General features: G+C 58.9%; 28 protein-coding genes and 1 pseudogene. 13 read left to right on the top strand and 16 right to left on the bottom strand.

Annotated features, from left to right (window positions below; translation table 11 throughout):
- Nucleotides 1–11 precede the first annotated feature (11 nt).
- The gene (locus V1273_RS22285; RefSeq protein ID WP_334410869.1) at nucleotides 12–527 is read left to right on the top strand and encodes a hypothetical protein; all 516 of its coding nucleotides are present in this window, start codon (nucleotides 12–14) and stop codon (nucleotides 525–527) included.
- A gap of 44 nt (nucleotides 528–571) precedes the next feature.
- On the opposite strand, the gene V1273_RS22280 is transcribed toward V1273_RS22285, so the two are convergent.
- Nucleotides 572–910, bottom strand: coding sequence for a hypothetical protein (locus V1273_RS22280; RefSeq protein WP_334410867.1), 339 nt, complete (start codon nucleotides 908–910; stop codon nucleotides 572–574).
- Between the two features lie 100 nt (nucleotides 911–1010).
- Here V1273_RS22280 and V1273_RS22275 point away from each other — a divergent pair, with 100 nt between their 5' ends.
- Together V1273_RS22275 and V1273_RS22270 are read left to right on the top strand one after the other, a co-directional pair.
- Nucleotides 1011–1814, top strand: a complete 804-nt coding sequence (locus tag V1273_RS22275) for a DUF1236 domain-containing protein (RefSeq protein ID WP_334381764.1) — start codon at nucleotides 1011–1013, stop codon at nucleotides 1812–1814.
- 101 nt (nucleotides 1815–1915) lie between these two features.
- Nucleotides 1916–2083, top strand: a complete 168-nt coding sequence (locus V1273_RS22270; protein WP_334381765.1) for a hypothetical protein — start codon at nucleotides 1916–1918, stop codon at nucleotides 2081–2083.
- A 487-nt stretch (nucleotides 2084–2570) separates the two neighbouring features.
- On the opposite strand, the gene V1273_RS22265 is transcribed toward V1273_RS22270, so the two are convergent.
- From V1273_RS22265 to V1273_RS22250, 4 genes and pseudogenes are all read right to left on the bottom strand, one after another.
- Entirely contained in the window at nucleotides 2571–2795 is a 225-nt protein-coding gene (locus tag V1273_RS22265; protein WP_334381766.1) for a hypothetical protein, read from the bottom strand.
- A 51-nt stretch (nucleotides 2796–2846) separates the two neighbouring features.
- Nucleotides 2847–3023: a hypothetical protein gene (locus V1273_RS22260; protein ID WP_334381768.1), complete on the bottom strand. Its 177-nt coding sequence runs from the start codon at nucleotides 3021–3023 to the stop codon at nucleotides 2847–2849.
- Between the two features lie 520 nt (nucleotides 3024–3543).
- Nucleotides 3544–3720: pseudogene (locus V1273_RS22255) on the bottom strand (SOS response-associated peptidase); the annotation flags it as partial.
- Between the two features lie 66 nt (nucleotides 3721–3786).
- Nucleotides 3787–4614 carry a BA14K family protein gene (locus V1273_RS22250; protein ID WP_334410866.1) on the bottom strand — a complete coding sequence of 276 codons (828 nt, stop codon included), beginning with the start codon at nucleotides 4612–4614 and terminating at the stop codon, nucleotides 3787–3789.
- A 908-nt stretch (nucleotides 4615–5522) separates the two neighbouring features.
- Here V1273_RS22250 and V1273_RS22245 point away from each other — a divergent pair.
- On the top strand, nucleotides 5523–5987 hold the full coding sequence (locus tag V1273_RS22245) for a hypothetical protein (protein ID WP_334381771.1): 465 nt from the start codon (nucleotides 5523–5525) through the stop codon (nucleotides 5985–5987).
- A gap of 99 nt (nucleotides 5988–6086) precedes the next feature.
- On the opposite strand, the gene V1273_RS22240 is transcribed toward V1273_RS22245, so the two are convergent.
- From V1273_RS22240 to V1273_RS22215, 6 genes are all read right to left on the bottom strand, one after another.
- Nucleotides 6087–6320, bottom strand: a complete 234-nt coding sequence (locus V1273_RS22240; RefSeq protein WP_334410865.1) for a hypothetical protein — start codon at nucleotides 6318–6320, stop codon at nucleotides 6087–6089.
- A gap of 636 nt (nucleotides 6321–6956) precedes the next feature.
- Nucleotides 6957–7151 (bottom strand): hypothetical protein, encoded by a 195-nt coding sequence (locus V1273_RS22235; RefSeq protein WP_334381775.1) that lies wholly within the window; start codon nucleotides 7149–7151, stop codon nucleotides 6957–6959.
- A gap of 266 nt (nucleotides 7152–7417) precedes the next feature.
- Complete coding sequence (locus V1273_RS22230; protein ID WP_334381776.1) at nucleotides 7418–7564, bottom strand: hypothetical protein; 147 nt, start codon at nucleotides 7562–7564, stop codon at nucleotides 7418–7420.
- An 853-nt stretch (nucleotides 7565–8417) separates the two neighbouring features.
- Complete coding sequence (locus V1273_RS22225) at nucleotides 8418–8666, bottom strand: DUF3551 domain-containing protein (RefSeq protein ID WP_334381777.1); 249 nt, start codon at nucleotides 8664–8666, stop codon at nucleotides 8418–8420.
- Nucleotides 8667–8712: 46 nt separating this feature from the next.
- Nucleotides 8713–8904: a hypothetical protein gene (locus tag V1273_RS22220; protein ID WP_334381778.1), complete on the bottom strand. Its 192-nt coding sequence runs from the start codon at nucleotides 8902–8904 to the stop codon at nucleotides 8713–8715.
- Nucleotides 8897–9133 carry a hypothetical protein gene (locus tag V1273_RS22215; protein ID WP_334381779.1) on the bottom strand — a complete coding sequence of 79 codons (237 nt, stop codon included), beginning with the start codon at nucleotides 9131–9133 and terminating at the stop codon, nucleotides 8897–8899. The genes V1273_RS22220 and V1273_RS22215 overlap by 8 nt, the downstream gene beginning before the upstream one ends.
- A 344-nt stretch (nucleotides 9134–9477) precedes the next feature.
- Here V1273_RS22215 and V1273_RS22210 point away from each other — a divergent pair, with 344 nt between their 5' ends.
- The 3 genes from V1273_RS22210 to rhuM all read left to right on the top strand — a co-directional run bounded on the left by V1273_RS22210 (nucleotide 9478) and on the right by rhuM (nucleotide 12238).
- Nucleotides 9478–9708, top strand: a complete 231-nt coding sequence (locus V1273_RS22210; protein WP_334381780.1) for a hypothetical protein — start codon at nucleotides 9478–9480, stop codon at nucleotides 9706–9708.
- A complete protein-coding gene (locus V1273_RS22205; protein WP_334381781.1) occupies nucleotides 9708–9911 on the top strand; it encodes a hypothetical protein in 204 nt (67 codons plus the stop codon). Before V1273_RS22210 ends, V1273_RS22205 begins: the two co-directional genes overlap by 1 nt.
- Nucleotides 9912–11176: 1265 nt before the next feature.
- Nucleotides 11177–12238: a RhuM family protein gene (gene rhuM / locus V1273_RS22200; protein WP_334410864.1), complete on the top strand. Its 1062-nt coding sequence runs from the start codon at nucleotides 11177–11179 to the stop codon at nucleotides 12236–12238.
- A 98-nt stretch (nucleotides 12239–12336) separates the two neighbouring features.
- On the opposite strand, the gene V1273_RS22195 is transcribed toward rhuM, so the two are convergent.
- Nucleotides 12337–12645, bottom strand: a complete 309-nt coding sequence (locus V1273_RS22195) for a DUF4236 domain-containing protein (protein ID WP_334381783.1) — start codon at nucleotides 12643–12645, stop codon at nucleotides 12337–12339.
- A gap of 14 nt (nucleotides 12646–12659) precedes the next feature.
- The gene (locus V1273_RS22190; protein ID WP_334381784.1) at nucleotides 12660–13028 is read right to left on the bottom strand and encodes a hypothetical protein; all 369 of its coding nucleotides are present in this window, start codon (nucleotides 13026–13028) and stop codon (nucleotides 12660–12662) included.
- A 179-nt stretch (nucleotides 13029–13207) separates the two neighbouring features.
- Here V1273_RS22190 and V1273_RS22185 point away from each other — a divergent pair, with 179 nt between their 5' ends.
- Nucleotides 13208–14215 carry a hypothetical protein gene (locus V1273_RS22185; RefSeq protein WP_334381785.1) on the top strand — a complete coding sequence of 336 codons (1008 nt, stop codon included), beginning with the start codon at nucleotides 13208–13210 and terminating at the stop codon, nucleotides 14213–14215.
- Between the two features lie 31 nt (nucleotides 14216–14246).
- Here V1273_RS22185 and V1273_RS22180 read toward each other — a convergent pair whose 3' ends face one another.
- The 3 genes from V1273_RS22180 to V1273_RS22170 all read right to left on the bottom strand — a co-directional run bounded on the left by V1273_RS22180 (nucleotide 14247) and on the right by V1273_RS22170 (nucleotide 15066).
- Complete coding sequence (locus V1273_RS22180) at nucleotides 14247–14405, bottom strand: hypothetical protein (protein ID WP_334381786.1); 159 nt, start codon at nucleotides 14403–14405, stop codon at nucleotides 14247–14249.
- A gap of 158 nt (nucleotides 14406–14563) precedes the next feature.
- Nucleotides 14564–14854, bottom strand: coding sequence for a hypothetical protein (locus V1273_RS22175; protein ID WP_334381787.1), 291 nt, complete (start codon nucleotides 14852–14854; stop codon nucleotides 14564–14566).
- Nucleotides 14855–14865: 11 nt separating this feature from the next.
- Nucleotides 14866–15066, bottom strand: a complete 201-nt coding sequence (locus V1273_RS22170) for a hypothetical protein (protein WP_334381788.1) — start codon at nucleotides 15064–15066, stop codon at nucleotides 14866–14868.
- Nucleotides 15067–15147: 81 nt separating this feature from the next.
- Between V1273_RS22170 and V1273_RS22165 the strand changes: the two genes are divergently transcribed.
- The 5 genes from V1273_RS22165 to V1273_RS22145 all read left to right on the top strand — a co-directional run bounded on the left by V1273_RS22165 (nucleotide 15148) and on the right by V1273_RS22145 (nucleotide 20166).
- A complete protein-coding gene (locus V1273_RS22165; RefSeq protein WP_334381789.1) occupies nucleotides 15148–15759 on the top strand; it encodes a hypothetical protein in 612 nt (203 codons plus the stop codon).
- The gene (locus tag V1273_RS22160; RefSeq protein WP_334381790.1) at nucleotides 15759–16061 is read left to right on the top strand and encodes a hypothetical protein; all 303 of its coding nucleotides are present in this window, start codon (nucleotides 15759–15761) and stop codon (nucleotides 16059–16061) included. The genes V1273_RS22165 and V1273_RS22160 overlap by 1 nt, the downstream gene beginning before the upstream one ends.
- Nucleotides 16062–17290: 1229 nt before the next feature.
- Nucleotides 17291–17986 carry a HoxN/HupN/NixA family nickel/cobalt transporter gene (locus V1273_RS22155; protein ID WP_334381791.1) on the top strand — a complete coding sequence of 232 codons (696 nt, stop codon included), beginning with the start codon at nucleotides 17291–17293 and terminating at the stop codon, nucleotides 17984–17986.
- A 61-nt stretch (nucleotides 17987–18047) separates the two neighbouring features.
- On the top strand, nucleotides 18048–19022 hold the full coding sequence (locus V1273_RS22150) for a Bug family tripartite tricarboxylate transporter substrate binding protein (protein ID WP_334363422.1): 975 nt from the start codon (nucleotides 18048–18050) through the stop codon (nucleotides 19020–19022).
- Between the two features lie 136 nt (nucleotides 19023–19158).
- Nucleotides 19159–20166 (top strand): ribonuclease Z, encoded by a 1008-nt coding sequence (locus tag V1273_RS22145; protein WP_334410863.1) that lies wholly within the window; start codon nucleotides 19159–19161, stop codon nucleotides 20164–20166.
- Nucleotides 20167–20174: the final 8 nt, after the last annotated feature.

Genomic DNA, 20174 nt, shown 5'->3' with positions numbered 1-20174 from the left:
GGGAGGGAACAATGGCAATCACTAACGTACTTCTCGCATTGTCTTCGGTTGCTGCCGTTCTGATCGCTGGTAACGCCCAGGCTCAGAGCATTCCACCGGAAGGACCTGTCTCCGTCACATTTACGGCGACGCCAATTCCGCCCCCCAAGCCGATGCCGGTCGGCGGCGGCAGGGAGTTTGACCTACTGAATCAAGCGATGACGGCAACGAACGACGCGGGAAATCCTGTGCTCAACAACATGGGTGGACGCTGCCAGTTTAGCCGGCTCAGGGATCCGTCGGCGAATACGATGGAAGTGCGCGGGTACTGCACTTACGTCGACAAGGACGGCGATCAAACATTCGAACAATGCGATTTCCTGCCGGGGCAACCCAACAATTGCAAAATCACTGGCGGCACCGGCAAATTCGAAGGTCTCCAGGCGGCGCTCGTCATTACCATCAACCCGCTCAAGGGCAACTTCGACGGCATCAATCAAGTAATTGGCTATAAGAAAGGAACGTACAAGTTCCTCAAGACTAACTGAGACCCGGCTGAACTTCGCGGCTATGTGCCACGCGAGGTCCGCGATTAAAACGAGCGCGTGAAGCCGTAACCTCCCTTGTCACTGGCTGTGCGTGAGGCAGGTGCTCTTGGAGTGCCTACCGGAGTCAGCTTTACCAAACCGGCTACGCGCTCACCGAGACCGGCGAAGGCGAGCGTATCATACCCACCGCGATCACCGAGCACCTCGCCATAGGTGCCGAAGGTCAGCATGAGCCGGTGACCGAGGGCAGCACCAAGGCCGTCGCGCAGATCGTGCACCACGCTGGCATTTGCACGGTGAGGCGGTACGCCTTCAGCATCGTCCGTATAAATAGCGATTAGCCGCTTGCTAGGTTTTCTGCGGCGCGCAAGTTCATCACGCATTCACGAACAAAGTCCGCGCGGAACAGCAAGAGACCGGGAACATCCGGCAATTCCTATTCGTTGTCGGCGTGGGCAATGCAGACACTGAGGAGACAATTCGATGGCCAATCGTTTCTTGATTACGGCCGCGACTGCGGCCCTGATCGCTGGAACCGGTTTTGCGAATGCGCAGGGTACCGGAACGGGCCGCGATGCAGGTTCACCAGGTTCCACGACGCAGCAGAGCGCGCCCTCCGATCGCGGTGGTGGTGCGTCCGGCGGCGCGATGCAACGCGATGACGGCGGCACGACAGGTATGAAGGGTGCGGAGTCCGAGAAGTCGACGGGCGGTGAAACGAAACAGCGCGCCGAAGACAAAATGAAGGGCGACAAGGACATGAAGGCCGAGGGCAAGGAGGACCGCCCCGGCACGAAGGCCGACCAGAAGGGTCAGACGACGGGCCAGGGCACGATGCAGCGTGAGCAAGGCACGACCCAGCAGCGTGAGCAGACCACGACCAAGGATCGTGACCAGACCACGACTAAGGATCGCGACCAGACCATGCCGCAGAAGGACCAGAAGGCCCAGGGCAAGGAAGACCGCATGCAGACTCAAACGCAGGGCGGAGCAGCGGGCGAGAGCACGACTACGGGCCAGGCTGGCGCAGCAGCGAAGCTCTCGACCGAGCAACGCACCCAGATCACCAGCGCGATCAAGGAGACCCGCGTTCAGCCGGTGACGAACGTGAACTTCTCGATTTCGGTCGGCACTAAGGTACCGCGCGACGTGACCTTCCACACGCTGCCGGAGCGAGTGGTGACGATCTATCCGGAGTGGCGTAGGTACAAATATATCCTCGTCAAGGAGCAGATCGTGATCGTCGATCCGAACACCTACGAGATCGTGGCAGTTCTGGAAGCTTAACAGCGGGCTTTTCGCAAAATAAAGTATAAGGCGGGCAGAAATGCCCGCCTCGCCTGTATCACTTGTAGCCGTCGCGCAGCTCCTCAACGCTGGTCATCAACATGACAGCTCTGGCAAACCTCCTCGCCCGCAAACAGCAACTGTTGGATCGGATGCAGGGAGATATGGGTCCGAACGAGCGCGAAGAGACAGAGCGCTTGCTGAAACAAATCGACACGGCATGGGAGCTGCTCGGAACCGCCGGTTCCGGGAAGTCCAGCGAAGAATAAAACATCTGAGCGGGTCCAACTCCCAGCGAGTCGGGCCGCTCCGTTGGCGGCCTCGTTCAACAGAACGGCCCCAGCTTCGTGGCAACAGGAGCAAAGCTGGGACCAATCCTGTGGCTTCCATGGAAGTATCGGGAAAACTGGGCAATCAGCAATTGGTTTCGGGCCTCGTTTGAATTTGCGGGTGGCCCAATTAGGATAGCACGCGAGACTGTTAAGGCCGCTCCACCGGACCCCGAGTCTGAACCAGGGGAAACGCTCAACCGTTGTCTCCTCATGGAGCACAAGGGCATCCCATAGTGTAGTCCAGACGGCCAATCCCACGGGCTGGAGGTGGACCGTGTACGTTCCCGGTAAGCAGCCAAAGTCCGGGACGGCTTCCAACCGACTGGGCGCAAACCGTTTCGCGGAGATGGCTATTGATAAGGCGATCAAGGTGATGGTCGACAAACCGACGAAGCAATAATGCCGCTGCCGCGTCGCCTGCTGTTCACACCGGCGGGTTCTTCGGTATGATCGTCGCCTCGATCAGCCGTATCGATCTGCGCCGATTGATCCTGTCGAGCGCATGAACCAGGTCATCCCGGTCGAGCACGACCAGAAGCCGCTCTACGGTTTGCGTTGCATCACGCGGTCCCGGCTCGATGTACTCCCCAAGAATACGCCTGGCGTCCTCGACGGCGCGAACCAGCGTATCTTGGTCGGGGCTATTCATCGCTCCACACTCTACGGACGCGAACTCAAGCGCGGGCCGGTGGACTAGTTCCTATTCTCCGCCGCCTGCAACGTCGGCCTCATCCAGAACATCGTACCCGAATGCAACGCCCTCGGTGTCGTTCTTCTCAAACCATGCATCAGCAGCCTCAGGGCTCGCAAACACCTTGAGGTGATCCGGGTCGCCAACATCCTTGCTGGTATCAACGTAAATCCAGACCGTCTTCATCGATCTCGCGCCAGCTTGCGGCGTCCCCAGTGGGGGCTCTTCCGAGATGGGTTAAACTCCCGAACGTGGTGACGGTTCAATGCCCGCATGACGCCGAGCCGGTCGAACATCGCCGGGCCCGCTGGTATCGAAAAACATTGCCCGGCGGCACTGTGTGGTCAACTCAAGGCGTGCGGCGCGAGAAGAAATAGCCTAAAGGAAACAGGGTTCTCGCGACTATAAGAGGTCAGATGAATACACAAGGCCAGCAGCTCGGCATCGATATGGCCAACAATTTTATGCTGATGGCATCTTGGCGATATGGCAGAGAATCCTGATGGGTTTCGGTCCGATGTGAGAAAGGCATTGCTTGATTTGACCGACGACTACAAGCTGCCAGGAATTTCGCCAGAGACGGCGCAAGTGGCCCGCATACCGCAAGACAGATCATCAACGGTATCCTAGCAAACACAAAACCGATCAAGGCGCAATAGTTCAGGCCGCCGCCTGATCTTTCCTTTCTCCGCACCACAGCACAATCTTTTAAGGCATCATCCAGCAACGGCCGCTGCAACGACTTCGCCTCATCCCACGGCGCGCGCATCCAGACATCGCGCTCCTCATCGGTCGTCAGGATCACCGGCATCGCCTTTGGGTGGATCGGCTCGACGATCGCGTTCGGCGACGTCGTTGGGAAGCCGCAGCAGCCGAGGTGAGGGCGGGTGCATTTTGTTGCCCATAGCGGCAGGTCAGCTAGGCTTGTCTCCAAAAACGCCGCCCGAACTTATGGGCAGGAATGCCGTCGTCCGTCATAGCCCTTGTAGGTTCCGGATGCCGGATCATAGGTCCGGAAGTGATGGCAGCCGTAGCCTCCGCGCGGTTTGTGCTCAACGCGAGCTGGTTCACCCGGTCTAATTGCCGATTTGCCGTTCTCCCTGGCCACGTCCGGTTGCACTGCGGTCTGGGCGGGCTTCACGAGGGCGTAGCTGTTTGCCCAGGCGGGCAAGGAGACACCGGGCCTCCCGTCCACGGCAGCGGGTATCTGTTCTATGGCGCGCCGTGCGTTCGCCAGTTCGGTTGCCAGCGCTTCGGCCCTGTCGTGCTCCTGCTGCAGAGCCTGCCGCAGTACCGCCGTCGCGCTGTCGACCGCCTGGCTGAACTGGTCCGCCTCGCCGTCGCGCATCGACAACAGCTTGCCGACGTACCGCCACGCCTTCACCAGTTCGGCTTCGAGCGCCTCGGCCCGATCGTGCTTCTGCTGCAGAGCCTGCCGCAGTTCCGCCGTCGCGTTGTCGACTGCCTGCTTGAGCTGCGCCGTCTCGTCGTCCTTCGGCAATGGCGTCTGTTGCGCCATGACCGGCGAGACGATCGTGATGAGCTTAGATATCTCCTGCTGACTGGCGTATCGCGTCACATAGGCGACGACTCCGGCGTGGAGACAGATTCCGATGAGCGCCGCCGTGCTGAGGGTTCGGGCGATCCAGGAAATTGCAAATCCCCGCCGCGCGTGTGACGCCTCGAGGATGACGACGTTCGGTGCGGCCTCAATCGTATGGCGCATGTAAACCACCGCCAATTCTGACGGGTTATCAGGCCATTCCTTCTTCTTCACTTCGCCAATCCAGGAAGCCTATTCCCACCCGTGGCGGGCCTCAAGTTACTCTTTTTTGGTGATGGTTCCGGCTGCACGCAGTTCGTAAGGGCTGCGAGACGTTCCTGATGTTGGTGACCGGCGGACCGTCGAGCTTCGGCGGCGGTGGCTCCCCACCTCATCGCCCTGCCATCGTGACCAGAAGATCGCGGATTTCGCGAGTTATTTTTCTATTCATTCGAAGCCGACCAATCGATACCGACAGCGACATTGAAAAGTAGGGCGGCAACCGCGATTACGACGCCTAGCTCGACCAGAATGAACGCCACCAGTGCGGTCAAGCGCAGAAGAAGGCCTATGTCCTCGCCGACAATCAGCCGTTCGCAAGCAGTTCGACATTGACGTTTCAAGCGACGTCACCGAGATGATGCGCGTGGCTCGGCGATATGGTGACCGGCCGGAGATATTTTGCAAGGTCAGGTGGCACGCACTAATAGAATTGGCGTCGTCAGTAAGATCGGAGGGAGAGCGTCGGAAGCTTGAGACCAGAATCTCGGCGGGCGAGTGCATCAATGGTGCCGAGATAATCCGCGCTCGCGCGACAATTGGAGTTCGCACGCCGTGGAGCGTTAGAGGCGAACGAGCAAACCACATTGGCGATGGCTAACCGATTTAGGATTAAAGCGCCGGGAGGCCTACCCGAACTTCCCCAGACGCACCAAGGCCTGCTGGCGCATGCCGACGCGCGCGTTGACCGAAAATACCTGGCCTCGGACCTCGCTCCGATGAGCGTGAGGGTGCGATGAAGGGAGCGAGGGTTCCAATGTCGGCCACAATACATAGCCGCCGACTTAGCTGTGGACAGCCGGAACATTTTGCTTGACCGTTACGGCGCTTGATAGCCCCGCAACAGTTTGGAGCATTGTAAAATGAGTTTTACTGACGAACTGCTCGCATCGAAGTTTGACGACATTGAACGCGATATTGGAGACATCGTCCAAACTAGCAATCGCGCATTACCTTCAATCCATATCGTTCCGAAAGACGACCATCCGCTCCCGAAAGGCCCGTTGCCCGACTACGTCGAGCACAAGGAGGGCGTCAATCAGGTCGGCAGACTATCCGCCGAAGCGGTCGTTCGCGAATACGATGCGGCCGTAAAGGAGATCGAAGCGCTCGGTGCCGAACTGACAGAGGCTGCCAAGAAGTGCGAGGCCACGGTTGCTGGCGTTCATACGACGGTCAGCGAGATCAAGGCATTGGCGGCAAGCTATCGCGAGGAGGGCAAGCGCTACTTCTTGCAGATCGAGGAGTGTTCGCTAACGACGTCCGAGGTGCGCGCGGTCTGCGAAGCGCTCAAGAAAAAAATATCTAACGGCGCTATCGAAGCCTAGTTGTTGGGGGTTTTGGTCTGACCGCGACGTCCTCGTCGTGGTCGGCCAGCGTAGTATTATCACAACCAGTGACGGTTGATCTTCGCGCAGCCGATTTGACTATGGACTCCGAAGATGTTGCTCGATCAGTTCGCGAGCGGCCTCGAACACGTCTGGCGAGGAAGTCATGGTCTGGTTAGTCTCAAGCATCAAAAGTGCCTGCTCGTAGATCTCATGGCCTTCCTCGTCGGTAATGAGATGGTTGCGGATCATCGACTGAATCATTGCCGCTTGCATGGCGCCGGCCATCAGGCTTGAAGCTATGGCCAACTCGAGCGCAGAGAGCTCCTTCATCAAACGCCCTCGTGCAAAGTCAAACAAATAACACAGGGTAGAAACTTGGAGACCGCCGAGCCGTTCCAAAGGCGATCATTTGGCGCCCTTCAACCCCGAGTCTACAAGCGGCGAAACTGGCTCGAGGTTTCCTTTAGCTTCCCGCTCTGTTCACTATCGTGCAGACGTTGCCAGTTGTTCCTGCTTTTGTCGGGGCACCAGACGGGTACCCACTACGCTGTCTGGCTGTTTGAAAATGGGAATACTTGTATGGCCTCGGCGCGGACCCCGCGCTGGGGCCATCTTTATTCACGACAGACATCTCTTATGACGGGCTACGCGGTCAGGATCGTCCGCCATCATCATTAAATTTTTCTTCAGTGCATTGAGGCTGAGCCTCTCTCCCATATCTCTGAAGTTTCTTCGTGAGCGATAATTCAAATGGTTTCATGATCGCCGGGGTGCGTCATGCGGAATGAGTGGGAGCAAATGTCGATTGAGGAACTGTTCGAACTGCACCAACAGATGCAGTCAGTTCTCCGCGAAAAACTGCTCGCCAAAAGGGCAGCGCTGGAAGATCGATTTCATCAGCTCAACCAGCCGCGGAGCGATGCAGCAAGCGCGAAGCCCACTCGACGGGTGAAGCCGTCGACCTAACTAAACCGCCAATCGAGATTCGGTGTACGAGGCGGTGTCGCTCGGTGAAGGTCGGGGACGCCTTTGCGCCGTTGACGCTTGCAGCGCCTCTGCAATATGGACCGCTTCTCTGAGCTTTTGAAGTTCGGCCATGCGATGGGAAAGATCGAGGTCTATCTGCGAGAGACGCTGCTCCCCTGAAATAAACTGATCCATCTTTTAATCCTCCTACCAACGCACCACTCAGAACCTTTCAAGTTATTCCCGTGGGAGCGTGAAGGTCTATCCGCTGTGCTACACATGGCGGGACAAATATGAGCGAAAGCAATTATGGCAGCTCGAAATGGCTGGACGCCCCCAAATAAACGCGGTTCCGAAGCGTCATATGTTCCGAAGCGTCATATAATGTGATCAAACAGCACGCTTCATAGTAACCACCCATTTCCGTTAGCTTTTGAGAGGCTGCACTATTGGGTCCTCTTTCACTCAAGTACCTCATACTCGAAGGCAACTCCTTCCGGGTCGTTCTCCTTGAACCAAGCTTCGGCAACATCTTGGGTCGCAAAAGACCTTGACGGATCAACGTCGCCAACTTCCTTGCTGGTGTCGACGTAGATAAAAACTGTCATCGCTGGATCCTCTGAAGGGATGCGCCTGAGCGGGAACGTTGCCACCTATTCCCGAATTATGGCGTGTGCCTTTGATCCCACCGTTGCCCCCGAGGCACACACTGACGGCCCCAGCCCTTCCCCGCTGGGGCCGTTCCTTTGGGCGCGCGTGGGCGGCTAATCTGCGCTGATCCGTACTCTTACGGGACCAAATTCCGATTCCTAGGTAACAATGCGAACTGACGTTTGTGTTTATTCTGATCTAAGGTGTTCGCGTTTCATCATGTTCGGAATACTTGTGAATCGCCCGGCCCAAAGCCGGGCTTTCGTTTAAGAAAAGAAACGGCCCCAGCACGGGTTGATGGCTGGGGGCCGTCATTCCAATGCGCCAGACGGCAGAGCCGGCGCGTACCTAAAACGCATTTCGGCTGCTCCCGTTCCGGTTTTTCCCGAAACTCGATGTAGAGTCCGGTACCGGATAGACGGATGAAGAGCGCGGAATTTTAAATGGCCTCATAGGGAGGCAGCGCCATGGGAAAGCGGGGACGCATCAAACACGAGAAGACGTTTGAAGAGCGACTGGCGGAAGAGGCCCGACGCTTTAAAGAGGCAGCAGATAAGCTCCCTCACGGCCCGGCCCGGGAACTACTTCTACGGCGGGCTCGCCAGGCTGAGACGGCCGTTCACATCAATGAGTGGCTGAGATCGCCCGGACTGCAACCCCCTACCTCATTGGGAAACTTGCTGTCGGATCAGGAGAAGTAAGGCTGGCCTCAGTTGGCGGTCCTACAGCGACACCAGCACCTGGCAGTCGATCGCCAGCACCAAGGTCGCCAGCATTGCATAAGCGGTCCTGCGGCCAATGCGGTTCACTTTAGTAGACCCGGCGATGCCGCCGATAGCCAGCGGGCTCTTGCGCTCTCGCGAAATATGGATTGACGACGCACTGTGCCGATCGGCCCGATGCCGACGCGTTGCATTGGGGCAGCGACGTGTAGCTGCATTCGTAATAGATGGTCCGGTCGTACAGGCGCAGGCAAACCGGATAAGCCGGATCGTACATCTGGGCAGTCGCCGGAGAGACCATCCCGATCGTCAAAATCGCCAAGGCCAGAATGCGCATCAGAGCCTCCTTCTGCATTCAGCCCAAGGAGTGCCAGCCTCACTCTTTAGCTGATAATCTCCTTGACCTTGATGCCCCGCAAGGCCTCGATGCAGTCAGCTACCAAATGCAAGAACTCATGCCGCTTTATGCTTTTCACCTGAAGCCCTTCCATATTGATGAGAATGAACCTCGCCATTTCGTGGGCGACTTCAAACTGCGATTTGCCGGTACCCTCAGCATCGATCCTTTCAGCCATTTCGCTCTCCGCTAGTTGGAATTGGAAAGCAGCAGCCTGTGGCGAACACCTTGATGTGCTCGGGATCGCCAACCTGCTTGCTGGTGTCGATGTAGACAAAGACGGTCATTGGTCTCTCTTCAGTTTGCGCCTGCCCCAGTGATGACTTTTGCGATCGGATTTGAATGACGCCGATACGGGCCAGCATCGTCGGCCCGCCGCTCTCCGCAACCAAGATTAGCGCCTCCATCGCCGCCTGCCATTCTGCGCTGAGTGCTCGGCCTTCGGCAGATTCATGATGTAGGTAACGGCATCCTTCAACGTGAGGAGCCGCCGACCATCGGGAAGCGGTATTGGATCCTCAAACGAGGCGGACCAAGGCAATAAAATCTACTCGGGCAATGATCTTGGGTGTTCCATCTTATCCAAGACTATCGGTAGCGGCTTGTCATCTTGTTCGTGTTTTGTGCTATCTCCAAATGACGACCGATCGTGAAATCGAGACCCTGTTCAGGCGGCTCCGGTTCTACGACCAGCTTGGGCGCCGGGCCGAAGGTCTTTGCCGAATAATCGAGAGAGAATTGAAGGAGCGCTATGGGCCTAGATCACGTCCGTTCCGAAATCGAGCACATGCGGGTCCAAGTCGGAAGACAGCGTAAGGAGATCCTGCAGCTTCAGCGCGCCGGCATCGCCACAGCGGCGGCTGAGCTCTTGCTTGGCAGGATGCTGGCAAAGATCGAGGGGCTGTGCGCCGAGCGGGACCGGCTCAAGGCAGAGCAGGGTGGCCCGACGAAGGGGCGCGTGCTGGGCGGCCGGAGCTGGTGATGCCGGAGCCGCTCAAATGGTACGACGAGAAGGCGGACAACTCGCCATGGATCAGGGCGCTTGCTGAAGTGCGCCAGCGGGCTGCACGTGAAGGCTACTGTTATCAGCACGTCCAGGCGATCACAGTCGCGATCGACCAGTACGCAGAGAAGGCGCTCGGAAACCGCGACTACTTCCTCAACAAGCCTTACAGCGTCGGCTAGCGCATGCGCCCAATTCTGCCAAGAATCGGACCCAGCTTGAATTAGCCATTCCGGGGGTGACCGTAGTGGCGAGGGGCTGCCGCGTGTCGTCCGGAAGCATCGCGCGCCGGGCCGCCTGGGTGCGCGGACGCATTAGGAGAGGCGGGATCACGCTAAATCCGCTCCCCGCGCCGTCGCTGGCGATCCTGGATAGCATCGACGTCCGCGCGCCCGGCGCGCTCGTGTTCGGGGGCAGGGAAGGGCGGGCTACTCGGGTGAAGTCCAAGCGGGGGAGATGGACCAGGCCGCGCCCCTCAAGGGGCACTGGACCTTGCACGACTCCGGCGGACGGGCCTGGGAATCCGAAGCTATTTGGTCAGGTGCGCAAGCATGGCCTCACAGGCGTTCTCGGCTTCGGCAAACGTCTTAAATGGTGATCCGCCTACCCTGATGGCGGGCTTGTTGAAATTGATGGAGCGCCAAGAGGCTACAAAGCCAGGCTTCCCGTGGAGTCCAGGACCACTCGTACTCTCATTACTGATTACGAATGAGAAGCCGCGCTCGCTCGCGCTCCATATCTCTAAGTCCCCTGTTGCAGGACCAACGCGGCTGAAGTGCATAGGCGCCTTCCACGATCCAGCGAGCCAAAACGGCCCCAGGTTTTCAGGCTGGGGCCGCCAACCTGTAGGCAGGTTTTCTTCCGGCCAGGGGGCTTTGGGGGCATCGGCCGGAAGCGGGAGTCGACGCCTTGCCAGGCCCGCGGTTCCAGCGATTGCAAACATTTTCCCGACGGTAGCGGGGCTGGCTTGACCAAGAAGAAGCGGCTCTCGTGAATTGCGAGTTCGGGCTGGTGGCGCTGTAATGAGCGACCATGGGAGTCAAATCGCCGGCCACGCGACACCCCGATATGGAAGTTGGAAGCCTCGCTGAAATGCCGGTCATGTCGGAAAGGTCGCTCGGCGCCCATGCGCATGATCAAACTGACCGAGCGGCAGGAGATCACGCCCTCAATGGGTGCATCCGGACGAGGAGCGGTAGAGGCCCCCGGCCGCCCGCCGCCATCCTCTCAAGTACCTGATTTCCCTATGTGTAAAACATGGGGAACGGAGCAGGAATCTGTTCCGGGGAATCTCAATCGGCCTTAGATTGGGAACTGGTGATTCGTCACCAAAAGCCGAAGAGCGGCCCATCGCGACAATGGCCCGCTCTTCAAATTTGAAACCCAATGCCACGATGTTGTGACACGGCCTCCCTTAACAAGAGTCGTTTTACAGCGGCAGGACAGAATGTCCAGCGATTCGTGGCGCACCGCACAGGAATTGCGACCAATGAAATCGCCGAAGATCACGAAGCTCGTCGAAGAAACTAAGGAGACCGTTCGCATCACCAATGCCACGGCGCGTGTGATAGAAATGAAGTCGGTTCACTACAAGACCGGCAACCGGGACATACCGTTTAACATCGACCTGACGGCGGCCACGGTCTGGGCAACCCAAAATCAAATCTCTGACCTCTATGGCCGCGATAAGGCAACCATCAGAGAGCACATCAAAAACGTCTATTTGGATGGAGAATTAACGTCCTCTTCAGTTGAGAGGAAATTCCCCTCTACTGCCGCAGACGGCAAGACTTACGAAGTGATCCACTACAGTCTGCCTTTGATTTTGGCGGTTGGATTTAGGACAAAATCGCCGGAGGCCGTCGAATTTCGGCGATGGGCCAACGAAATTCTGCAGGGCTATCTCCAAGATGGCTACGCGCTCAACGAGAAACGCCTGCGGGCTGATCCTACCGCCGCAGATAGCCTCGCCAAAAGGCTCCGCGCCATCAGGGCGGAGGAGAAGCACCTGTTCGCCAGCGTCCGGGATTTCTTCAAGGAGGCGGCGGTTGACTACGACCCGCTTAGCCGGACCTGCAAATCGTTCTATGCTGTGGTCCAAGATAAGTTTCACTATGCGGTAAGTGCCATGACCGCGGCAGAGATCATTCTTGATCGCGCCAACCACAAACACTCCAACATGGGACTTCAAACTTTTGAGGGGAACCTGCCGACCGTGCAGGAGGCCAAGGTCGGAAAGAATTATCTTGAAGAAAACGAACTGTTCGCTCTTCACATCTTGGCCGAACAGTTCCTGCTTTACGTCCAGTCGAAGGCAGTCCGCAATAAGGTCATGACAATGGCTGATCTTAGCAAGAAGCTGGACGAATTGATCGCGGTCAATGACTACGAAGTTTTTGGTGGTTACAAGTCCGGGGTATCTCGGCAACGCGCCGATGAGCACGCGACCGAGCAATATGCCCGGTTCTTGGTCCGGCTGCGGAAAGACGACGTTCGACCCATCAGGTAGCCCTGGTCAGCGAGGTAGCGTGGCCAACTAACCGCGACGACAGAGACCCGCCCTAACCGGCGGGTTTTTTCTTGCCGCTTTTTGACGAGGTCGTCCGTCTACTTAGGTTGCAGGATCGTCCACCAGATCAGGCCTGCTACCACGTAGACAATTACCAGCAGGAACCACGGGCGCCGCGGTCGGACATCCAATACTGGCACCGCAGCAGGTGTCATCGGTGGGTTGTCTTTTATTTTGTGGGAGAAGCTTAAGCCCGTGCCAGGCAGCGAGGCGGAGATGGTCTTTCCGGCGGTCCCGGTGGTATAGCCGAAGCCCTTCACGCCGATCCGGACGCTCGCGCTCTTCTTGCCGATATTCAGCCTGACGCCGGGGATGATCGAAAATGTCTTTCGAAAACGCAGCGCCATGATGTTACTCGCGGTTATCGAGGTTTGACGCAGGCGTCGACCGCGTAAGCGCATTGCTCGCCGGCTGTGATCAGGCCGCCCGTTGGTCCTTGATAGTTGACGGAGTTCACGGCGCTTCCGGCGAAGACTAAATTGATCTTGCAAAACCGGCTTGAGGAAACCCCGGAGAAGCTTCCGCCGGAAATTGATCCGCTAGCAACCACCGTTCCATCGCCGGAGTTGTAACCCCACACTTCAGTTTGACCTTCGGCGGCTTTGTTCGCCGGTGGTCCCATGCAAGCTAGAATTTGCTCCTTTGACATACCGACCATCTGAATGCGCGCATCTTGAGCAACCTGAGCTCGTTGGATCGCGCATCCACTCACCGCGACGGCAAGCGCCACGATTCCCAGACTCCGCATTTTTCTTCCCCCAGATCCTTTGTCCATCCAACCGCAACCGGAGGGCGATCGCAACGGAAAAGCCGCCGCTATGGACGGGGATTGTCTCGTTTGGAGCATTGACCTGCCGCGACTCAGGCCCTGCATCTGCCGGCGCAATCACGCACTCACGGGAGATGCCGATGCCAAGCGAACAACTGCAATGCTGCGCTATCTGCCCTCATCAAAACGACTGCCGGAATGTTGGCGCCTGCCTTGACGACGTGAATGCAGACTATCTCGCGATAAGCCACGCCCGATTTTCCCGGCTAATGACGCCAGCGCAGGCCACGAGGTGCATGGATGCTCTGAAAAACAAAACGACCTTGAGGCGAATATTCGGCTGCAGCAAGGAGAACGTGATTATCGTCACTCCTGGAAAATTCCGCAACCATTGTAAAGCATATCCTGAATGGGGCGCTGAGGCCCTGCGATTGGCAAAGGAGAACGAGAAGGCGGCCGGCATACGAACGACGACAGTCAATCTAAAACATGCACGGGAGCGCTCTGCCGAGAGCCGCCGCAACGCAGCGACTTGCGCCAACGGCCATGTTCGCACGTTGGAAAATACGTTCTATGTTCGGAATGAGCGAAATTGCCTCGTGAGGCGGTGCAAAGACTGCAACAAGAAGGCCATTCGCGCGCGTATGCCGACGGAAGAACAGGTGAGATCGGTGGTTGTGGCGCTTCATCACGGCGCAACATTATCCGCAGCAGCGCCTGCATCATCGCAACCAGCGCTTCGAAATTTTTTCAGAAAGAATCCGAAAATTGGAAGTCGTATTTATACGCTCTCCCGAGCAAATCTTTCTGCACGCCTGAGAGAGGTTTGGCAGGCCAAGCGGCTCACGGCCGCGCCATCGTTGACCCAAAACAATGGAGAAGACGCCTACGAAGCCGTGCGGCGAGCGACTGCCCATTTGCATGAGCACGACCGAGGCGACGTCATGTCGAGAATGTACATCGCAATCGGCGAAGGGTGGCTGAAGCTTTCCGAAGCCTCGGCACGCGTCGATGAGTTTTTGCGAGATCACCGGCGCCGGCCCCGAGTTTACGGAGACCAGCGTTTTAGCTTGGACATTCCTTTGAGCGATGAAGGAGGGGCGACTTGGCTGGATACGAAAACTGACGCCGATCGGCTTTGGGGATAGGCGCGCCGCGCGCCTCGGAAAGGGGACGGATTCACTTGGGGCCGAAAGCGCTGATGAGCCCGATCATTATGGGGATGAGACCAGCGCAAATCCATAATGCAGGTGCACTGGAGCTTAAGCCGGCAATAAGGATCCAAAGACCGAAGCCGACGATGAGGGCCGAGATCGCATAGGCGGCCGCTTTTTCCATGTTCGATCCAAAAGCGGGATCGACGCCTTTACGACTCGCTACGGGCTAAAACGTTCCGGCGGGCGCGGGCCGTAACACGCTACGCCGGCTCGACAGCAAGAAATTCTTCTTCACCTTTTAGCCCCCAGCTCCACGAGCCGGCGGATGGCTTCCGCGAGCTATTTGACCGCCTTCCGCAGCCTCAGCTTGAACGCTTGTAAGGCCTTAAAACTTGTAGCCGGCGCCATGCCGAGGGCAGCCAAGCGCTCTATGATAGCCTGCTCTTGGCTTTGACAAGCTAGGAATGCCAAGTCGATAGCCTCCGAAGTGCTGCCTAGGCCTTGCAAACGAACTGTGCGGTGTATGCAATCTTCGTAGCTTTTCCTCAGTTGCGGCAGTAGGTCGTCCGCTTTGCTACCGACGTTGCCGATAAGCGCGAAAAGCAGCACCAACGCCGCAAAGCGCTGCATCGACTGCCTCATCACTTCTTCGCCTTCAGCCCCAGCTCTACCAGCCGGCGGATGGCTTCGGATCGGCCGGGTTCGTCTTCCTGACTAGCGGCCCATGCGTCGACCGCGTCGGAGATCGTCTTTGGCAGACGGACTGCAGTTACCGGATCGACGCCGCCCTTCTTCTTCGGGCGACCTCTAGATTTTTTGTTTACTGAAATTGACTTCTTCATATTTTTAGTTTACATAAAATACAAGCCGAGGGGAAGCGCCAACTTCCGCCCCGGCTCTAACCCAAGCAAGGAAGCGACACCATGCTCAAGGCTGACAGCGTGCATAGCACGCCACGATTGAACTCGTCCCTAAACAACATCGCCGAGCCGACCGCCACCGAAGCAGTCGATACCTCTCGGCGTCGATTCCTGTCTCAAGCCGCCGCGGTGACCGCGGGGAGCGCCGCCCTCGCGACGGCTCTCTCGGCGCCGGGACCGGCCGCAGGCGCTGTGCAGGCCCGTGATCCGATCTTTGCGGCAATCGAGGCGCACAAGGCGGCGCTTGCCACCTGGCTCGCGTGCGTCGACCGTCAGGGCGATCTCGAGGCCCAGCTCCCAAACGGACAATGTCAGTCCCGGATCACCGTTTGGGGTGAAGAGATTGTCGAGACAGACGATCCGCGATGGATCGAAGGCGAGCGCGAGATAATCCGAACAACGGCCGCGGCAGACGACGCCGCGGTCGAGCTCTTGAACATCGCGCCCACCACAATTGCCGGCCTGTGCGCCCTGGTCGAGCACGCCGTAACCAGCGATGTTACCGGACACTTGTGGCCGGAGAACCTGGTAAGCAGCGAGGGCAAAGCGCGCCCCTGGCAGCACTTTCTGCTGGAGAACATCTCCGAGGCGCTCAAGGAGGGGAGGCTGGTCTGATGCTGAAATACGATATGGAATGCTCGGAAGGCCTGTTATCGACGGACATTGCGCTGATCGCCCTCAACGAGACGCACGCGGTGTTCTCAATTCGCATTGCGCGGGCAACGCTCGCGGAGAACCACTTCTTCCTCAATGCGATTTCTGACGTTGCGGGCGGTGACGACCGGCTGCAACTGCCGCCGCACGCTCTTCCAGCTCGGGCGGAGCCGGAAGGCAGGCCCATCCATCAGGGCGTGTCATCGGGCTGGGGGAAATGGATCGGCCGACGGAGGTCTGGATCAGTGGCAAAACGCGCCTGACCTCGGGAACTGCAACTAAGACGGGCCCGGTCTAACCGCCGGGCCTTTTTTCTATCAGTTAGGCCGGCTTTGACGGAGTAGCACGAGAGGGGACCGCAGGTTCACGCTGGCGGGCCCTCTGGTCAGATCGGCGCCGTGTCATGCGGGGGCCGGGGGCATCTGTCGGCCGTATCCCTTGCGCGTCCATGCCCGCGGTCCGTTTCGCATTTCAAGGAACTGTCTGGGCTGTCGCCGATTGAATGATCGTCCAACGCGCGCACAAGGGGGTGCGTATCATGCGCCTTCAGACATTCAGGGACGACAGACGCTCCAGACATTTCGACTTGATCGGTGGAAAAGGACACCCCTGGTCAATTGACCTAGTCACGGTAACGGCTGCGGGCATCCTGGTGGTAGGTTTCGCGTGTGCCCTCGTGGCCCTATGGGTCCGATAGCGGCACAACGGAAAGCTCCGCCGACATCTCAACTGAGGGCGCTGGCCTTGACGTCAGGCCCATCAGCGGGGGTCCGACTGGTCGCATGGCACCGGATCAGCACGTCCAGGCGATCACCGTCGTTACGCGGAGAAGGCGCTGGGCAAAACTTCCTCAACAAGGCCCTATGGCGTCGGCTAGCGCCGGCGGCTTTTTGGTCCCAAATTTGGCCCCAAACTGCCCAGTATACACAGTAACTGGAAGGGCCGACGGGTGATCGCCGAGCTCGGAAACCCTAACTGAAACATACAATGCGGTACGTATGGGCACTCGGGTTTGCGCATTACAAAACCGCTGCTCTACCGCTGAGCTAAACCGGCGAATTGAAGCGATCGGTGGGCGGCGAAAATACCCGCCGCGTGGGGCCGATCTTCGGCGGCTCGAATAGCAGACTTGGTCGCAAAGGGCCAGAACCTCAAGAACCGCTCCAGCGCACCCGAGGCATGAAAAAGGCGGCCTCCAGCCGCCTTTTCTGGACTCGATTTGCACTGATCTATTGGCAGATTTGCACTGACCTATTGGCAAATATGCCTGCGGCCGTCCATCGCCGCGGAACCAGGTGCCGGGGGTGCAGACAAAGCCGTTGTGCCGGGCGTATTCGTCGCCGCCGATCGGGGCTCTGGCGGCGGCGACTGGGGTGGTCACGATGGCTGCGGCGGTGCGCAGCGCGCCGCCGCCGACTCCGGTGATGAAGTCTTGACCTGACAAAGGCTTCGAAGTGGTATTTTATCAAACAGGCAAGCGAGCAGGGGGCGTATGTTCGGAATTCTGGGGCTGGGGTTTCTGCTGGGCATGCAGCATGCGCTCGAAGCCGATCATATCGCCGCCGTCTCCAGCATCGCCGCGCGCCGAAGCCGTGTCGCCGATATCGTCAAGCACGGGCTGACCTGGGGGCTCGGCCATACGCTTACCTTATTCGTCTTTGCCGGCGCCGCCATTCTGCTCGGCCGCGCGATCCCGGACGGCGTTGCCCGGCCGCTCGAGACCGCCGTCGGCCTGATGCTGGTCGGTCTCGGGGCGCATGTGCTGTGGCGGCTGTGGCGCGACCGGGTGCATTTTCATCAACACGGTCATGGCGACGGCACGGTGCATTTCCACGCCCATAGCCATGCCGGCGAAATCACACCGCACGCCCGCGCCGCTCACATCCACGAACATGGTTTCCGCTGGCGGACCCTGCTGATCGGCCTGATGCACGGCATGGCGGGCTCGGCCGCACTTCTGGTGCTCGCGGTCACGCAGGCCTCCAGCCCCGCCGTCGGGCTCGGCTATATCGCGTTGTTCGGCGTCGGCTCGATGATCGGCATGGGCGCGCTGTCGACGGCGATCGCGGTGCCGCTTGCGGTCTCCGCGCGCTGGCTCACCTGGGCCAATCGCAGCCTGCAAGGGGCAGTCGGCCTTGCCACCGTCGCGATCGGAATTATGACGGTGGTCGAGACGGTGCTGACCTGACGTCGGGTGGCCTTAGCGTTGCGGACCGATGAACAATTATAAAGTGCTGGGAGGAGACAGAATGAAGCGCCGAGATTTTCTGGCCGGAAGCGCCGCGTGTTCGCTGGCGGCGATAACGGGCAAGGCATTCGCGCAGGCCGGGCCGCTGACCAAAATCATCTTTCCCTTTGCAGCCGGCGGTGGCGGGGATGCACTTTGCCGGCTGCTGGCGCAGCACGTCGCTCCCTTGCTTGATCGCAACATCATCGTCGAGAACCGCACCGGTGGCGACGGGCTGATCGGCATCAAGGCGGTGAAGGGCGCCAATCCCGACGGCACGACCATCCTGGTGACGACGGGACCGACGATGTATTTGCTGCCGATGGTCGAGACCACGCCGAGCTTCGACGCGGCAAAGGATTTCGTTCCGGTCAGCCAACTCGTGCGGTTCGAATTCTGCGTCTTTGTCGGCAAGGCCGTCCCGGCCGAGGTCAAGGACTTCAAGCAGTTCGTTGCCTGGCTGAAAGCCAATCCGGATCAGGCCACGTTCGGCGTGCCGAGCAACGGTACCATTCCGCATTTTACCGGCTCGCGGCTCGAGCAGGCGCTGGGCGTCAAGCTGACCCGCGTGGCCTATCGCGGCAGCGCGCCGATCATCAACGACCTCGTCGGCGGCCACATGCCGTTCGCGATTTCCACCTTGACTGATGCCATCCCGCAGCATCGCGCGGGCAACGTCCGGATTCTCGCGGTCGGCAGCGCGCAGCGCTCGCCGTTCCTGCCCGATGCGCCGACTCTCAGGGAGAGCGGCGTCGATCTGGTGGCGGACGCCTGGTACGGCATGTGGCTGCCGGCAGGCGCCTCGCCGGATCTTGCGAAAAAGCTGAGCGAGGCAGTCGCCACCGCGCTCGCCAAGCCGGAGGTCAAGGAAAAGCTCGCAGCGATCGGCCTGATCCCTGTCGGTTCGACGCCCGAAGGTCTGACGAAGGAGCTCGCTGCCAACAACGCCTTCTGGCAGCCGATCGTGAAAGAGACCGGGTACAAGATCACGAACTAGCCGGTGCGGGAGTCCAAAAGTCTGCTTAAATCTGGAGGTTTCAGGGAGCATTGACCGGGTAAACAAGGAGGGTTCCTTGGGCGGTGAAAGTAGAGTGACGCACACGCCGTGTGAAAAACCTGCTGCATAGTTTGTCATGCGACCGATCTTCCATCCGAACCTGGTCAACGGTCGCTACGGCGACCCGACGGTCTATGTGGAGACGCTGTTCAAGACGCGCAGCGTACTGTTCGATCTCGGGGAAATCGCTTCACTGTCACCGCGGAAGATACGACGCGTCGATCAGATCTTTGTCTCGCATGCGCATATCGATCATTTCGTTGGCTTCGATCATCTGCTCCGTTTGCACGTAGGACTGGAGAAAACTGTACATCTTTACGGCCCGGCCGGTTTTGCCGAGCGCGTCTTTCACAAGCTTCAGGCCTATCGATGGAATCTGGTCGAGAGCTACGGCGCCGATCTGATCTTCGTTGTCAGCGAATTTGAGACGCCGAACTCCATCGCGACCAGGCAGTTCCGGCTGAAGAACGCCTTTGCCGCGGAACCGCCGGTGTCGAAGACAGTTCTTGACGGCGTCCTGTCTGACGAGCGGACCCGCCGGGTTTCAGCCGCCATCCTTGAGCATGGCACGCCCTGCCTCGGCTTTGCCCTGCAGGAAGCGGCCCATGTCAACATTTGGAAGAATCGACTATACGAGCGCGGGCTCCCGGTCGGTCCGTGGTTGCAGTGGCTCAAGCAGGCGGTTGTGGAAGGCCGGCCGGACGATCATTTGATACGGATCGATGGGGCGGCGGCTTCAGACGGTCGCCTCGAGCCGCTCGGCAGCCTGCGTGACCTCCTGACGGTCACTGCCGGCCAGAAAATTGCCTATGTTACCGATGTTGTCGATACGCCAGCCAATCGCGCCGCCATCGTGGCGCTCGTTCAGAATGCGGACATCCTCTTCATCGAGGCGGCATTCGCGGGGACGGATGCCGCATTGGCGAGGGAGCGGGGCCATCTTACAACGACGGCTGCCGGAGAAATTGCGCGGGAAGCTAATGTGCGCCGTGTCGAGCCGTTTCACTTCTCTCCGCGCTATGCGGGAGAGGAGGAGCGGATGCTGGCCGAGGTGATGACGGCGTTCAAGGGGGCCCACATTTGACGCAACAA

This window comes from Bradyrhizobium sp. AZCC 1721 (genome assembly GCF_036924715.1).
Lineage (GTDB): Bacteria > Pseudomonadota > Alphaproteobacteria > Rhizobiales > Xanthobacteraceae > Bradyrhizobium.
Note: the sequence above shows the minus strand (reverse complement) of the source record. Positions and strands in the feature narration are given on the sequence as shown.